The following is a 15352-nucleotide window of genomic DNA, read 5'->3' on the forward strand; positions in this document are numbered from 1 at the left end:
GGTGCGGGGCGAGTCGCAGGCAATGACGCGCCCGCAAAGCAAAAAACCGTCCTTTCCGCAACTGCAGGAAGGACGGTTTTTGATCGGGGCCAGGCCCCGGGTCTAGAGCAGAAAGATCAGCCGCGGCCCTGGCGCATGAAGCGCTGGATGTGATCGATCATGACCGTATCCGAATAGGGCTTGCCAAGCAACACATCGACGCCGGCGTCAGCGGCCTTTGTCTGGTAGCTTTCCTCGGCACTGATCATGATCACGGGAATGTGCGCCGTCAGCGGGTTCTCGCGCACGTGCCGGGTCAGTTCAAATCCATTCATGCCGGGCATTTCGACGTCGGTGATCAGGACGTCGGGCATGCGCTCGGCGATCTGTTTCATGGCATCGAGGCCGTCTTCCGCCATCGCGACCTGGAACTGATTGTTGACCAGCAAGCGGTTGGTTTTCACGCGCACGACCTTGGAGTCGTCCGCGATCATGACGACCGTGTCCGCCGCGGCTTTCGGCTCGATCACGCGTGCCGGGACCACCGGAGCGGCGGGCGCGGCAGGCTGCTGCTGTGTGGCCGCTGCTTCCTCGGCCAGGCGGGCGGCGGCGATGCGCTGCGCTTGCGCTTGTGCAGCCTGTTCGGCGGCGCGTACGGCCTCGAGCCGAACGGCTTCCGCGCGTGCCGCCTGCTCCGCCGCAATACGTTCCGACTCGATGCGTTCGGCTGCAATGCGCGCAGCCTGCTCGGCGGCGACGCGTTCCGCCTCAAGGCGGGCGGCTTCTTCAGCGGCAATGCGTTCCGCTTCCGCCTTGGCGGCCTGTTCGGCTTGCAGGCGCGCCGCCTCGGCCTCGGCGAGGCGCTGTGCTTCGAGACGGGCGGCCTCTTCGGCAGCAAGGCGGTCGGCTTCGATGCGAGCGGCTTCTTCGGCAGCCACACGCTCGGCCTCGATGCGTTCGGCTTCTACGGCGGCAAGACGTTCGGCTTCGATGCGTTCGGCTTCTTCGGCGGCAAGACGCTCGGCTTCGCGCCGCGCTGCATCTTCGGCGGCGATGCGGTTGGCTTCGCGCTCGGCCGCCTCAATCGCGGCAATGCGTTCGGCTTCGAGCTGCGCGGCATGTTCGTCGGCCAGGCGTTTCGCTTCCAGCTGCGCCGCCTGTTCGTCGGCGATGCGTTGCGCTTCCAGTTGTGCGGCATGCTCGTCGGCGATGCGTTTCGCTTCCAGCTGTGCGGCCTGCTCATCGGCAAGGCGTTGCGCTTCCTGGCGCGCCGCTTCTTCAGCGGCCTGACGTTCCGCTTCCAGGCGCGCGGCGTCGGCGGCGGCAATGCGTTCGGCTTCCACACGGGCCGCTTCGGCGGCAGCGATGCGCTCCGCTTCCAGACGCGCCGCCTCGGCGGCGGCAATGCGTTCGGCTTCCAGACGCGCCGCTTCGGCGGCGGCAACGCGTTCGGCTTCCAGGCGTGCCGCTTCGGCAACGGCAACACGCTCGGCTTCCAGACGTGCCGCCTCCGCTGCGGCGATGCGCTCGGCCTCGACGCGGGCCGCTTCGGCGGCAGCAATGCGTTCGCCTTCGATGCGTTCGGCTTCGATCACCGCACGGCGCTCGGCCTCACGGCGCTCGGCTTCCTCGGCAGCGGCAAGGCGTTCCAAGTCGAGGCGGGCGGCCTCGATTACCGCTTCAAGGCGTTCCGCTTCGGCGGCCGCGGCACGCTGCTCCGCTTCGGCGACCGCCGCGAGGCGTTCGGCTTCCAGGCGTTCTCTTTCCAGCCCGGCCAAACGGTCCAGTTTTGCCTGCTCCGCCGCAGCGCGCTCGGCGGCGGCGAGACGTTCCGCTTCCACCCGTTCAGCTTCCTCGGAGGCATCCTTCTCAGCCTGGATGCGGGCGAATTCCTTGGCCTGATCGGTATCCTCGAGCATGGTCGGTTCATCACGCTGTTGCAGCGCTTTGATTTCCCGTTCGCGCAAGACGTGCACGACGACACGGTAAGCCACGTAGAGGAGCACTAATATCAAAACGCCAATGCCGACATTTGTTTCGTAACTTGAAGTAAACACGCGAACAGCTCTCCGTCGTTACCTTTTTTCAAGGCAATTGGTTAATAAAAGGCGATCTTGGTTGTAGGCAACAATGATACACCGGCGCGCGGCAGAACACGATGGATGGTTGTAAGCATTCGTGTGTTCTTGTTCTGCGACAGACCGGCTGCGAGCGCGGCGAACGGCGATTTGGTATCGACTTTTGCTACTTCCCTACCGCTTTTCACAAAGTGTATGGGCAAAGCGCGTATCACGCCACCATTTTTCAGGACACAAAAAAAGCCGGCGCATAGCCGGCTTTACCACACCGACTGTCTCTTATACGGTCGGCGGATCGGTTTCCCTTGCAAAAGTGCGGTGCCGGGCGAGCGCTGTCTTGAACTGATGGAGCGCTTGCGCCGTCACGCCGGCGTTGGCGTTGATGATGCCGGGATCGTCGCACCCGTCCGGCAAGCTTTGCGGGATCGCAGCCTGGGCCAGCACGTCGGCACCGGTACCGATGGCAAGGATCGGCTTGCCGTGGCGATACTGTTCGCGCACGAAGTCGAGCACGCGCGGGTCGCGCCCGAGGGAGACGGCTGCATCTTCCCCGCCGGGCAGCACCATCGCGTCGTACACGACCGAGGGACTGGCTTCGAAGGTGATTTCAACGTGCAGGGGCTGGCCGTCGAGCGAGCTGACCTGGCCGAGCCGCTGGCCCACCAGGCGCGGCACGGCGCCTTCTTCCAGCAAGGCGGTGTAGATGGCGCGCACCATTGCGCCGTCCGTGCCGGACGCCACCAGGATGGCCACCTGGCGCGTGCGGATGCCGGCCACGCCCGGACGGCTGAGCAGCGAGAGGGCGGGCGAGGGCGGGTACGCCGGCAGCGGCAGCGTGGTGGCCAGCGGCAGCGGTGGCGGCACGGCGATGCCCAGGCCCGCGGCGACGGCGCGCGCCAGGGTCGCATCGACATTGACCAGCCCGGCCACCATGCGCACCCGGATCGCCAGCGTTTCCACGCGCGTCAGCTCGAAGCGGAAGGCGTCGATGATGTGGGCTTGCTCGGGTGCGCTCTGGCTGATCCAGAACAGGCGCGCTTGCGAGTAGTGGTCGGCAAACAGTTCCGGCTTGCCGCGCACCTTGTTGCCGGCCACAACGTCGGGCACGCTGACAAAGCCGGCGCGGCCAGCCTGGAACGGGCAGCCGCCGGCCAGCGAATTAGGCTCGTAATTCACCCGGCCGCGGTTGACCGACTGCCGGTGGAAGCCTTCGCGCTGGTTGTTGTGCACCTCGGCCAGCGGCGCGTTGATGGGGATTTCGTGGAAGTTGGGGCCGCCCAGGCGGGTGATCTGGGTGTCCGGATAGGAATGGTTGCGGCCTTGCAGGATCGGGTCGTTGGTGAAGTCGATGCCGGGAACAATGTGCTGCGTGCAAAATGCCACTTGTTCGGTCTCGGCAAAGAAATTGTCGGGGTTGCGGTTCAGGACCAGTTTGCCAACCGGGAACACCGGGATCAATTCCTCGGGGATCAGCTTGGTCGGGTCGAGGATGTCGAAGGGGAAGGCGGCGGCCTCCTCTTCGGTGAACACTTGCAGGCCCAGTTCATACTCGGGAAAATTACCGGCCTCGATGGTTTCCCACAGGTCGCGCCGGTGATAGTCGGAATCGATGCCGCGCAGCTTGAACGCTTCGTCCCACACCAGCGAGTGGGTGCCCTGCAGCGGGGTCCAGTGGAATTTGCACAGGCGCACGTCGCCGTTGGCGTTGATCAGCTTGAAGGTATGCACGCCGAAGCCTTGCATCATGCGGTAGCTGCGCGGAATGGCGCGGTCGGACATGATCCACATGAGCATGTGGGTAATCTCGGGGCTGAGCGAGGCGAAGTCCCAGAACGTGTCGTGCGCGCTGGAGGCCTGCGGCATGCCGTGGTGCGGTTCGGGCTTGATGGCGTGGGCCACGTCGGGGAACTTCATCGGGTCCTGGATGAAGAAGACGGGAATGTTGTTGGCCACCAGGTCCCAGTTGCCTTCATCCGTGTAGAACTTCACGGCAAAGCCGCGCACGTCGCGCGCCGTGTCGGGCGAGCCGCGCTCGCCGGTGGCGGTGGAGAAGCGCACGAACACCGGGGTGCGCTTGCCGGCCTGGGCAAAGGGCGCGGCGCGCGTCAGCGTGCACAGATCCTGGTAGGACTCGAAGTAGCCGTGCGCGGCCGAACCGCGCGCGTGCACCACCCGTTCCGGAATGCGCTCGTGGTCGAAGTGCGTGATTTTTTCGCGCATGACGAAGTCTTCCAGCGCGATCGGACCGCGCAGGCCGATCTTGAGCGAGTCCTGGTTGTTCGATACGGGAATGGCCTGGTTGGTGGTCAGGCGCTGTTCGGTATCGTCGGCGCGCACCCGGTCCAGCGAGCTGTTCAGAGCGTTGTCGCCCAGACGCGCAATGCCGGCGCCGACCTTGGGTGAGGCGACGTTTTCGGTGCTGGTGCTGGCCGTGGCCAGCGGGGTCGATGAGGCATACGCTTCGCCGGTGTGGGGCGTGCGCGCCGCATCGCCGTATTCGAGCGGTTTGGTGGCGTTGAAGGCCCGTTCGTCCGCCAGGTCCGCTTCGCCGCCGGCTTTGTCGAGCAAGCGCTCCGCGGTGGGATTGGTAGTGCCCAGGCTGCCGGGCAGGGTCGGGTCCGAGGGACCCGCGACGGTGCTGAGGATGGAACCTGCGCCGTCGGTGGACGGTCCGTTTTTTTTACGTGTGACCATGAAATACCTCTTAGAAAGAGTGGGGCCGGCGCCCCTGGCCTGTCGAGTTTGCATCGCTGCCGCCGAGCGGGATTGATCGCGAGCAGGTGAAAGGGCGCGGGAGATCAGGGCGCTTTCACGGCGTGCGCGGAATGGCGGCCGGTGGTAGTCTGTCGGGCTGGTGAACCACGTGGAGAACATGCATGGCGACATTGTCGGATACTTGCCGGGACTTGCTCGCGCGCAGCCGGCGCTACGGGCCGCTGTATGGCGACCGGCTTGCCAATCACTTGCCGATGACGCTCATCGCGCTCGAGCGCATGGGCGCGTCGGCCGAGGCCATGGAGCGCGCGTTCGACGTCAATGCGCGCCGCTTGCAGCCGCACGATGGCGACATCGGCGCGGTTGGGGATGCGGCCGACTGGCTGGGCAAGGGGCGCAATGCCGGCGGCCTGGAACGCTTTTTCCACGAGAGTGTGCGGCGCGACGGTCTCGACGCCGTACTGCGCGCCTGGGTACCGCGGCTGTTGCCGGGCGTATCGGCGTCGGCCTTTCATTGCCTGATCCGCCTCGCGTACGCGATCGATGGCGGCGATGTGGACGAGGCCTGCGCCGCGCTGGCGTACTGGGTCATGGAATGTGCGGCGCTCGATCTGGCACCGGACGCGGTGGACGAGGCGCCGGCCGGCATAGCGGCGCGCCTGGCCCGCGCGCTGGCTGGCCATGCGCCGTGGGACGGCATCATTATCGACCGTATGCGCCAGGCGGCGCGCCATCCGGGCGTGGCAGGCACGGCGATCCAGCCGGCCACGCTCGACCTGCGGCAGGTGGCGCAGTTCGAGCTCGCGGCCTACCATGCGCAGGAAGATTTCACGCTTTTGCATACCGTCACGGCATGCCATGCTTTCCGGGTGGTAGCGCCGTACGCGGGCGAGCCACGGCGCGCATTGCGCTATCTGTGGGAAGCGGTGGTGGTCGCGAGCCTGACCGTGGACCCTTTACCTGCGCCGGCGCCGGCGCCCGTTGCGGGGATTGACTGGCACGCCTGCATGGCGCAAGCTGCGCGGGCCACCGATGCGCATGTCGTCAAGCTGTGCTATTCGGCCTGGTGCGAGTCGCTCGTCTACGGCGACCCGCGCTACCTGGCGATTGCCGCGCGCAAGCTGGCCTGATGCACCAAACAGAAAGCGCCAATTGAAACTGAACCACCTTGTATTGCTGGGGGCACTGATGACAGGCAGCGGTGCCTGTCTCGCGCACAAAGATCGCATCATCACCGTTTCAGCGCAAGGAGCGATGGCCGATATCCCGGCCGAATTCGGCCCTGCACGGCTGGAGGTGGTGTTCGCCGCCCCGGGAGGCAAGCCGCCTGTCGGCGCGGTGACGTTATGGCTTGGCGGGCACATGACCGTGCTGCCGGCCTGCATCGTCGCGCTCCTGCCATCGCGGCAAATGGCGCACCTCAGCGCCACAGCCTCCTGGTACCACGACGAAAATGGTTCGCTGCCGTATTATCTCGGCATCAAGTTCGCAGCCCCCAAGGCAAACGCGGAGCGCCAGATCGAAGAGCATGTCAGCATGTTGTTCAATTTGCGCACTGCCAGATTAATCTCTATCGACAAGGTCATGGTCGATCCCCGTGCCGGGAGTGAGCATTCAAGCAGGCTGCAGCTTGAGCAGCGTTGTTCACCGCTTCAACTCGACGCGGTATTCGACCCGGCGACCGCGTTCAACGCGCGATGATGTCGCCCACCAGGTCGCCTTTCAGCACCAGGGTCGAGCGGCCGTCTTCGCCCAGCAGAAACACGCCGCGGCCGTTCGAGTAAAGGATCTGGCCGGCCGGCGTGATGTCGTAGGACGCCACATTGCTCGCCAGCACGCGATCGTCGCCCTGGCGGCTGCGCTGCACCAGTTGCCAGCTGGCCGGCACCAGCGAAGGCACGCCGGCCACCATGCTTTCGCTGCGCAGGGCTTTCTCGGCATCGATGCGCTTGCCCTTGAGGATGATGGCCTTCACGTCGGCCTGGGTCGCCGGTCCGCTGGCGCCGGTGAGCGGCTTGCGGCTGTACATCATCGAGAAAAAATTCAAATAGTGGAACACCGCGCGCAGCAGGCGGAACGGGAACAGGACGGTATCGAGCAGGATATTGCCGCTGCTGTATTGCGGCACGTCGTACGGGCGGCGGATGAACAGCAGTTCGCCCGTGCGGGTCACGCGCGGATGCAGGAAGTCGGTGTTGGGGTCGTCCAGCACCGTGTCCAGCTTGCCCGAGCGCAGGTCCAGCTTCTGGATGGTGCTGTGGCCGAGCGCGACGATCATGCCTTCCTTGTTGCGCGCCAGCCCGGCCGATTGATAGACGATGCTGTCTTCGTCGCACCAGGCCGGTGCGGAATCGGCCGTGTCGCCGCCGGTCAGCTCGCGCAGGTTGTTGCCCTGCACGTCCAGGGTGGCGATGTTGGTGATGCTGTCCTTGGACGAGGAGGTGCAGACCAGCTTGCCGGTTTCGCGGTTCAGGTTCAGGTCGCTCAAATCGAGGTTCTGGCGGTGCACGATGCGCGTTTCGACGCCGGTCTCCAGATCGAAGGAAAACAGGCCGCCGATGCCGGCGTCGCTGAGGAAATACAGGATCGATTGCTTCTCGTCGAACTGGGCCGAGGTGTAGCGGATGGCGTTGGCGTCCTCGCCGAACTGCTTCATCTGGCCGTAGGCGGCCACTTCAAAGCTGGTGTTTTTCTTCCACGCATTGCGCTCGTTGCTGCGCGCCAGGCGGTCTTCGATTTCCTGGATGTAGGGGCTGTGCAACTGGCGCAGCGCGCCGCCATCGGGCTGGTAAAACAGCTTGCCGTTCGAGAGGTACGCCACCCCGATGCCCGACAGGTTGGCCGAGCCGGCGGCGCTGGCGGTGCCTGCGGCGCTCTCTTTCGGCGCATCCGTCACGCGGTAGAACAGGATGACCAGGCACACGAGCAGCGCAAAACCGATAAGTAAAACCACCAGGGAACTCCTCAAATTGGGACAGCAGGGAAGCGCTCACTATACGTGCTTAATACCCATAAGAAATACACTATTTGTAACTACGCAGTTCAGCGCGCGCTGTCATGGGCAAAAAAGGCGGTCGGCGAGCTGCCGAAGGTTTTCTTGAACATCGCCGAAAAGGCCGACTGGCTGGCGTAGCCGAGCTCCTCGGCCACTTGCGAGAGCGGCATGCCGCGTGCGATCAGCGGCGCGGCGTGTGCCAGGCGCACCTGCTGGCGCCAGTGGCCGAAGGGCATGCCCAACTCGCGCTCGAACAGGCGCGTCAGGGTGCGCTCGGAGGCGCCGACCTGGGCCGCCCACTGGCCCAAGGTCAGCTGGCAGGCGGGGTCCTCGATCAGGGCCGCGCACAGGGCGCCCAGGCGCTTGTCCTGGGGCAGCGGCACGCGCATGGGGCGGGTGGCCGAGCCGGGCAATTCGTCGAGGATCAGCTCGGCCAGCAATTGCTCGCGCGGCCCCGGCCCGGTCTGGCCGAGCGCGATGATCAGCTCGCGCAGCAGCACCGAGACGCTCAAGACCCGGCATTCGTCGCCCTCGAACGGGGCGCGCGCGGCCAGGATGCACAGCGGGCGCAGGCGGGCCGTTTCGAGCACGTGGATGGCATGCACCACATTGGGCGCAATCCAGATCGCGCGCAGGGGCGGCACGATCCAGGTGCTGCCGGGCGTGGTCACGCGCAGCACGCCGCTCAGGGCATAGGTCAGCTGGCCCCAGACATGCTGGTGCGGGTCGAGCCACTGCGTCACGTCGAGGTCGCGGGCGAGGGCGCGCACCGGGCGCGCCGGCGTCGGTTCGAGTCCGGGCGGCTGCCAGCGGGTATGGGTCAGGATGGTCAGGGTCATGCATTGCGATTGGCGGATTTGCGACAAAGTATGGCTTCCTGTCTCAAAACTGTCGATGAGTTTTTCCTTACACTGGTGTTTGCTCATTCAAGGATGCTTCATGAACACACCTAACCTGCGCGAGGATGCGCGCCTCATCGGGCTCGTTTCGCTGGCCCACGGCGTATCGCACTTCTACCACCTGATCCTGGCTGCCCTGTTTCCGTGGCTGAAACCCGCCTTCGGCCTCTCGTATGCCCAGCTCGGCTTGCTGATGACCCTGTTCTTCGTCGTCTCCGGCATCGGCCAGGCCCTCTCCGGTTTCGTGGTGGACCGGGCCGGCGCGCGCCGCGTGCTGTTCAGCGGGCTGGCGCTGCTCGGCACGGCCGCCCTGGTGCTGGCCGGCGCGCAAACCTATGCCATGCTGGCGGCCGGTTCCATGCTGGCCGGCCTGGGCAATGCCGTGTTCCATCCGGCCGATTACACCTTGCTGAACCAGCGCGTGAGCCGTGCACGTATCGCCCATGCCTTTTCGATGCACGGCATCAGCGGCAACCTGGGCTGGGCGGCCGCGCCCGCGTTTTTGGCCGGGATCGCCGCGCTGGCGGGCTGGCGCGTGGCGCTGCTGTCGGCCTCCGCCATTCCCTTCGTCACGCTGGCGCTGCTGTTCGCCCAGCGCGCCCATCTGCGTGCCGATCCCGCCCCGGTGCAGGTGGCCGGCGTGCCGCAGGACAGTTCGTTCGCCTTCATGAAGCTGCCGGCCGTCTGGATGAGCTTTGGCTTCTTTTTCCTGACCGCCATTGCCTTGGGCGGTATCCAGAGCTTTTCGTCGGCCAGCCTGGTGGCGCTGTATGGCATTTCGCTGGCTTCGGCCACCACCGCCTACACGGCGTACATGCTGGCCTCCGCCGGCGGCATGGTGCTGGGCGGCTTCCTGGCCGCGCGCGCCCAGCGCCACGACCGCACGATCGCCCTGTCGTTCATCTGCGCCGCGCTGATGGCGCTGCTGGTGGGCGCGGCCGTGGTGCCGGGCTGGATGGCGGTGGTGCTGATGGGCGGCATCGGCCTGGCGGCCGGCATTGCCGGTCCCTCGCGCGATTTACTGATCCGCGCCGCGGCGCCTAAAAACGCCACCGGACGCGTGTTCGGCATCGTGTATTCGGGCCTCGACAGCGGGCTCGCGCTCGGGCCGCTCCTGTTCGGCACTCTGATGGATGGTGGCCATCCGGCTTGGGTGTTCGGCTGCATCGCCCTGTTCCAGGTACTGGCGATCGGCACCGCGCTGACCGTGGGCGGCAGCAGCCGCGCGCCGCAGCTCAAGCAGGCCTGAGCCGGCGCACGGCCCCTGGCCGGCCGGGTACAGGCGGCTCGCCGCGAGCAGGGTGTAGCGCACCCGGTACGGCTTGAAGCCAAGGATGGTCTTGAAGCGCCGCAAGCCGTCGGTGGCACCGAACCAGGTGTCGTACATGGCGTAGCGCACCTTGCGTTCGGCGATCAGCAGGCTGACGATTTCGAGGATCAGGAAGTGCATGATGCCGTCGTTGTTGCGGTAGCCGAGCAGGCGCGAGAACAGCGCAAAGTTGCCGTAGGTGCCCAGCTCGCAATACGCCACCAGCTTGCCGGCCTTGTCGAGCACGCCGTAGTAACGGTAGTGCGCGCGGTCGGTGTAGTGCGTGGTGCGCTCCTGGTAGCTGGCGGCCATGGGCCGGCCCTGGCGCTCGGGCAGGGACTGGTTGATGGCATGAATGTCGTCGGCGTAGCGGTTGCGCTCGATGCTGGCAAAGCGGTAGCCGCGCGCCTGCGCCCGGCGCGCGAAATACCCGCCCCAGTTGCGTTCGCCGATCGATTCGCGGTAGTGCGCAGACGTGGCGAACTGGCCGATGTCGACCAGGGCCGCCCCGATGGTCTTGTTGCCGATGATGCGGTAGCGCGGATGGCGGCGCGTGAAGTTGCGGTAGGCGGCGCTCACCTCGGCGGGCGCAAGGGCCGCGTCGAACTGCAGGTGGGCGCGCGGCAATGTGGCGATGGCGGTGACGATGTCCCACAAACGCCGGAGCTGTGACAGCGTGCTGAGCATGCGTGCCCCCTTGTCGAGAAAGAGGGACCGATTATGGCGCCGCAGCGCTCGCCCGTCTGCCCTGTTTGCGCCGCGCTTGTGACACATCACGCATGCCGCAGATGCCGTTTCCGAACGGGAACCGGAACCCGGCTGGCACGGTCAAAGTCAGCTCACACGAGCGGCGCGCGGCAATGGCTTAAAATCATTCTCATTTCTATTTTTTTGCGAGCGAACCGACATGAGCTTTGCCACCACCGATCTGTGCGACGACCACCCTGAACTGCTGGAAGACGGCCGCCTGGCCGTGCTGCCGCCCCTGTTCAGGCATTACGGGCAGCATGTGCGCTTCTGCGGCAGCGTGACCACCCTCAAGGTGTTCGAGGACAATGCCCTGGTGCGCGCCACGCTCGAAGCGCCGGGCAACGGCAATGTGCTGGTCATCGACGGCGGCGCCAGCCTGCGCCGCGCGCTGGTCGGCGGCCAGCTGGCCTTGCTGGCGCAAAACAATGGCTGGAGCGGCATCGTGGTCGATGGCTGCGTGCGCGACAGCGACGAAATCAATGCCTGCGCTATCGGCGTGCGCGCGCTGGGCACCCATCCGCGCAAAAGCAGCAAGCTGGGCGCGGGCGAACGCAATGTGCGCATCTGCGTGAGCGGGGTGGCGGTGCAGCCGGGGGATTGGCTGTATGCCGATGCCGACGGCATCGTGGTGGCGCAGCAAAAGCTGGCCTGAGGGAAATCAGAAAGATTCTGCTTGAAAACTGCCCAGTGCAGGGTGTGTGAAACTTGCACCGGTTCTCCCGGGAACCGCGTGCGTGAAAAGGGACTTGCTTGCACAGGTGTGCCCAAGAATAAGGCATGCGAAGTTACAGTTCGCCTACCGATGCATGCATTGGTCCCCATCGCGGTCCGGATAGGCCGATTGCAAAACGCCGGCATGGCATGATGTTCATCATGGATACATTCGACTACCTCATCGTTGGTGCCGGCTCCGCCGGTTGCGTGCTGGCCAACCGGCTCTCGGCCGACCCCACCGTCCGTGTTTGCCTGCTCGAAGCGGGTCCGGCCGACAGCAGTCCATTCATTCGGATGCCGGTCGGGATCATTTACATGATGATGAGCAAGGTATTGAACTGGCGCTATTTCACCGTTCCCCAGCATCACCTGGCGCAGCGGCGCCTGTTCTGGCCGCGCGGAAAAACACTAGGAGGCAGCAGTTCGAGCAATGCGATGGTGTACACCCGAGGTCACCCTAACGACTACGACCACTGGGAAGCACTGGGCAACCAAGGCTGGTCGTACGCCGACCTGTTACCGTTGTTCATGCGATCCGAGCACCACGAGCGTGGCGCCACCGCGTTCCACGGCGTGGGTGGCCCGCTCAACGTGGCCGACCAGCGCAGCAGAAACACGCTGACCGGGGTCTACCTGGAGGCGGCGCAGCAGGCGGGCCATGCGCTCAATGACGACTTTGCCGGCCCAAGCCAGGAAGGCGTCGGCGCCTACCAGCTTACCCAGAAAAATGGCGAACGGTGGAGCGTTGCCCGTGCCTATTTGCACCCGGTGCTTGCGCGTCCCAATCTGACGGTGCTGACCGGGGCGCACGCCAGCCGGGTACTGATGGATGGCAACCGCGCCATCGGCGTGGCCTACCTGAAGGATGGGCGCGAGCACGAGCTGCACGCGTCCAAGGAGGTGATCCTTGCCGGTGGCGCCGTCAATTCGCCCCAGCTGCTACTGTTATCGGGCATCGGGCCGCAAGAGGAACTGGCGCGCCACGGCATTGCCCTGCGCCATCATTTGCCTGGTGTGGGTAAAAACCTGCAGGACCACCTCGACGTGCTGGTCGTGCACAAATGCGCGAAGGCGGTCTCGCTCGGCATATCGCCGCTCAACTTGTTGCAGCATGCCTGGCATGTCTTGAACTACATACTGTTTCGCAAAGGCCCGTTGACCAGCAATGCGGCCGAGGGCGGCGGCTTCGTCAAAAGCAGCCCGGAGCAGCCGATTCCCGACTTGCAGTTTCATTTCACCCCCGCCCACCTGGACGATCACGGGCATACCCTGTCGAGCGCGGCCTACACCATGCTGGGCCACGGTTATGCCCTGCACGTATGCGACCTGCGTCCCAAAAGTCGGGGCGACATCACGCTGGCCAGCGCCGACCCGGCCGCCGCACCGCTGATCAACCCCAACTACCTGTCGCACCCGGGGGACATGGCGACCATGGTCAGCGGGGTGAAGGCGGCGCGCAAGGTGCTTGCGGCCAAGGCCTTCGATCCCTACCGCGGCGCCGAACTGTTTCCCGGCAAGGAAATCCGCACCGATGCCCAGATCGAGGCTTTCATCCGGCGCAAGGCGGGAACCATCTACCATCCGGTGGGCACCTGCAAGATGGGCAGCGATGCCATGGCCGTGGTCGACGAGCGCCTGCGCGTGCACGGCTTGCAGGGTGTGCGGGTAGTGGACGCGTCGATCATGCCGACCCTCATCGGCGGCAACACCAATGCGCCGACGGTGGTGATTGCGGAAAAGGCGGCCGCGATGATTCTCGACAGCGCGCGCGCTCAGGCCGGTGCCGTGCAGGCAGCGGCCTGAGCGCGCGCGCAGCGCCCATATCAGTGCAGTTCGCCGGCGGCGCGCCTCATGCTCATCCTGGGCCGCTGCCGCGTGGCCGCTTCTCTGGCACGACTGTTGGACACGCCTGCGGGGCAAGCGGAAGCACGCTTGCGGATCAGTGGTGCTGATGGGGGAGGTTGGCGCCCGACGGCGGGTGGTCGAGCGCGCGTATGGCTGGAAAAACCGGAGTCGTGGCTTTTTGCGCCGGTGGCGATGAAGGCGGCAATGGTCTGACCTGCCCTCATCTGGCCTGCTGCGCCATTGCCTGGCGTGCAGCAGGCCTACCGGGGTAGGCGCTTAGAACGGGGGGGTATTAAGCGCCTTGGCGACGTCGACCTTGAACTTGGCGGCCTGGTCGTCGTTCGGAATTTCCTTGGCCAGGGCCATGACCACGGAGCGCACGTCCGTGGCGCCATCGAAATGGTCGCTGCAGACGATTTCCGCCATCGGTCCCACATACTTCACCAGGCAGCGCTGCAAGGTCGCCTTGATGTCGGCCGTGAGGCCCGGCGTGGCGGCGGGACGCGGCGCGGCGGCGGCGGGACGCGGTACGGCACCGCCCAGCACGCCGCTGCCCGGCAAGTCGTCCAGGGTACCGTCGAGGTAGCCCAGCACGATCTCGGTCGGCCAGTCCAGACCGTCAGCATTGACGACGCCGGCCTTGTCCAGGGTCAGGCGCGCGTTCTGCATGGTGCGCATGATGGCCAGGCCGTCGCGGCCGCGGCGGCCACGGCACAGGATGAAGACGATCTTGCCGGCTTGCAGGTGGACCTGGGCCATGCGGTTGTCGTCGCTGATCAGCAACGCCGTGCCGGTGACGCGCTGCGAGCAAAAGCCAGCGATCTGGTCGACCACGTCGATAAATGGCATGAATTCCGGTTGTGACATATCAGTAACCTCTCATCGGTATCAAACCTTTTTACGCAGGCGATCCATTGCCAGCTGGATGCTGACGCCGAGACGTTCGATGGCACGGGCCAGCGAGCCAATTTCATCGCCACGGGCCGTTTGCGGAATATTGACTTGCAGTTCGCCATTGCTGAGCTGACGGGCAATCGCGGTCAGTTCGTTGATCGGACGGGTCAGTGCCTTGCCGAAGAAAATGGCGACGCCGATGACCAGGACCACGGCCGCGCCGATCAGGATGCGCGCTTCGCGTTCCATCTTGTGCATCGTAGCGTAGGCTTCATCGTAATCTTGTTCAACCAGCAAAGTCCAGCCTTGCGGCAATTTGCGCATGAAACCGATCACCTTGCGCTCTTCCGCGGTGTAGACGACAGGCGCGTCGGCGATGCCGGCCACCTTGAGCGCCGGGTAGCCGGTGAAATCCTGCAGGGCGGTACGGACCTTGGAGGCGTCGCCGTGGGCGATGACCTTGTTGCTGGCGTCGAGCAGGATCGCGCGGCCGGTGTCGCCGATGCGGATATCGGTCACGATCTTGGAAATATCGTTCAGGTGCATCGACATGGCCAGCACGCCGACCAGGGCGGCGTTGGCATCGCGGATCGGGGTGGCCACGATCAGCGCCGGCTTGCCGGTTGTTTTGCTGATGGCGACCTGGCGGCCGACGGGCTGGCCCTTCATGACGGCCTGGAAATACGAACGGTCGCCGTAATTGATCGGGGCGCCGCCATCGTTACGGGCCGTGTTCGAGCCGTCCGGTGCGATCGTAAACATCAGGAACGACCATTCGTAGGCTTTGCCGGTCGCCTTCAGGATCGGGATCTGGCGCTCGGGAATCATCGATACCGTATCCGCGAGGCGGCTGGTCTGGTTCATCGCGTGCAGATTGGTGTCGTCCCACGTGTTGATGCCGTTGGCCACGGTGTCCATGGTCAGGACCAGGCTTTGCGACACGTTGTCGGTCAGCTCGCGCTGCGCTGCCCGGTCACTGATGATCCACAGGGTGCACAGGGGGATCAGTGTGACTGCGAGCAAGGTAATGAGTACCTTGTGAAAAATATTCAAACTAAATTTTGGGTTCATGCTGCGCCTTCGTAATAGAGGTCTGCTTGACGTGGCAGATCGGCCAGCGTGTCGGACATCAAGATACCGATTGCTGGGCCGACATTAACTGAGTGTCGGACTT

12 protein-coding genes are annotated in these 15352 nt (G+C 65.1%); 6 read left to right on the top strand and 6 right to left on the bottom strand.

The features are described 5' to 3' along the window. Window positions 1-116: 116 nt before the first annotated feature. Complete coding sequence (locus RBA40_RS01990; RefSeq protein ID WP_306645472.1) at window positions 117-917, bottom strand: response regulator; 801 nt, start codon at window positions 915-917, stop codon at window positions 117-119. Between RBA40_RS01990 and RBA40_RS01995 the strand changes: the two genes are divergently transcribed. Then, window positions 810-1988 carry a hypothetical protein gene (locus RBA40_RS01995; protein ID WP_306645474.1) on the top strand — a complete coding sequence of 393 codons (1179 nt, stop codon included), beginning with the start codon at window positions 810-812 and terminating at the stop codon, window positions 1986-1988. The two genes, RBA40_RS01990 and RBA40_RS01995, sit on opposite strands and share 108 nt — an antisense overlap. A gap of 348 nt (window positions 1989-2336) precedes the next feature. Here the strand turns inward: RBA40_RS01995 and RBA40_RS02000 are convergent, their stop codons facing one another. Beyond that, on the bottom strand, window positions 2337-4751 hold the full coding sequence (locus RBA40_RS02000) for a catalase (RefSeq protein ID WP_306645475.1): 2415 nt from the start codon (window positions 4749-4751) through the stop codon (window positions 2337-2339). Window positions 4752-4933: 182 nt separating this feature from the next. On the opposite strand from RBA40_RS02000, the gene RBA40_RS02005 reads away from it, so the two are divergent. Then, a complete protein-coding gene (locus RBA40_RS02005) occupies window positions 4934-5902 on the top strand; it encodes a questin oxidase family protein (protein ID WP_306645477.1) in 969 nt (322 codons plus the stop codon). 22 nt (window positions 5903-5924) lie between these two features. Next, the gene (locus tag RBA40_RS02010; protein WP_306645479.1) at window positions 5925-6473 is read left to right on the top strand and encodes a hypothetical protein; all 549 of its coding nucleotides are present in this window, start codon (window positions 5925-5927) and stop codon (window positions 6471-6473) included. On the opposite strand, the gene RBA40_RS02015 is transcribed toward RBA40_RS02010, so the two are convergent. Both RBA40_RS02015 and RBA40_RS02020 read right to left on the bottom strand, forming a co-directional pair. After that, window positions 6460-7725, bottom strand: a complete 1266-nt coding sequence (locus RBA40_RS02015; protein ID WP_306645484.1) for a TolB-like translocation protein — start codon at window positions 7723-7725, stop codon at window positions 6460-6462. The genes RBA40_RS02010 and RBA40_RS02015 overlap by 14 nt on opposite strands. 89 nt (window positions 7726-7814) lie before the next feature. Further along, the gene (locus RBA40_RS02020) at window positions 7815-8606 is read right to left on the bottom strand and encodes an AraC family transcriptional regulator (RefSeq protein ID WP_306645490.1); all 792 of its coding nucleotides are present in this window, start codon (window positions 8604-8606) and stop codon (window positions 7815-7817) included. 100 nt (window positions 8607-8706) lie between these two features. Here RBA40_RS02020 and RBA40_RS02025 point away from each other — a divergent pair, with 100 nt between their 5' ends. From RBA40_RS02025 to RBA40_RS02035, 3 genes are all read left to right on the top strand, one after another. After that, window positions 8707-9915, top strand: coding sequence for an MFS transporter (locus RBA40_RS02025; RefSeq protein ID WP_306645494.1), 1209 nt, complete (start codon window positions 8707-8709; stop codon window positions 9913-9915). Window positions 9916-10882: 967 nt separating this feature from the next. After that, the gene (gene rraA / locus RBA40_RS02030; protein WP_306645497.1) at window positions 10883-11377 is read left to right on the top strand and encodes a ribonuclease E activity regulator RraA; all 495 of its coding nucleotides are present in this window, start codon (window positions 10883-10885) and stop codon (window positions 11375-11377) included. 221 nt (window positions 11378-11598) lie between these two features. Continuing rightward, complete coding sequence (locus RBA40_RS02035; protein ID WP_306645499.1) at window positions 11599-13242, top strand: GMC family oxidoreductase; 1644 nt, start codon at window positions 11599-11601, stop codon at window positions 13240-13242. Between the two features lie 318 nt (window positions 13243-13560). Here RBA40_RS02035 and RBA40_RS02040 read toward each other — a convergent pair whose 3' ends face one another. Next, window positions 13561-14133 carry a DUF8082 domain-containing protein gene (locus tag RBA40_RS02040; protein ID WP_306645502.1) on the bottom strand — a complete coding sequence of 191 codons (573 nt, stop codon included), beginning with the start codon at window positions 14131-14133 and terminating at the stop codon, window positions 13561-13563. A 39-nt stretch (window positions 14134-14172) separates the two neighbouring features. Further along, complete coding sequence (locus RBA40_RS02045) at window positions 14173-15249, bottom strand: cache domain-containing protein (protein ID WP_306645504.1); 1077 nt, start codon at window positions 15247-15249, stop codon at window positions 14173-14175. Window positions 15250-15352 lie beyond the last annotated feature (103 nt).

The organism is Massilia pseudoviolaceinigra (genome assembly GCF_030846505.1).
GTDB lineage: Bacteria > Pseudomonadota > Gammaproteobacteria > Burkholderiales > Burkholderiaceae_D > Telluria_A > Telluria_A violaceinigra.

What these genes read in the sequence shown, in the direction of transcription:
- RBA40_RS02000 (WP_306645475.1), bottom strand. Translation starts at nt 4,751, where the DNA reads ATGGTCACACGTAAAAAAAACGGACCGTCCACCGACGGCGCAGGTTCC.
- RBA40_RS02035 (WP_306645499.1), top strand. Translation starts at nt 11,599, where the DNA reads ATGGATACATTCGACTACCTCATCGTTGGTGCCGGCTCCGCCGGTTGC.
- RBA40_RS02045 (WP_306645504.1), bottom strand. Translation starts at nt 15,249, where the DNA reads ATGAACCCAAAATTTAGTTTGAATATTTTTCACAAGGTACTCATTACC.
- rraA (WP_306645497.1), top strand. Translation starts at nt 10,883, where the DNA reads ATGAGCTTTGCCACCACCGATCTGTGCGACGACCACCCTGAACTGCTG.
- RBA40_RS02025 (WP_306645494.1), top strand. Translation starts at nt 8,707, where the DNA reads ATGAACACACCTAACCTGCGCGAGGATGCGCGCCTCATCGGGCTCGTT.
- RBA40_RS02040 (WP_306645502.1), bottom strand. Translation starts at nt 14,133, where the DNA reads ATGCCATTTATCGACGTGGTCGACCAGATCGCTGGCTTTTGCTCGCAG.
- RBA40_RS02005 (WP_306645477.1), top strand. Translation starts at nt 4,934, where the DNA reads ATGGCGACATTGTCGGATACTTGCCGGGACTTGCTCGCGCGCAGCCGG.
- RBA40_RS02020 (WP_306645490.1), bottom strand. Translation starts at nt 8,606, where the DNA reads ATGACCCTGACCATCCTGACCCATACCCGCTGGCAGCCGCCCGGACTC.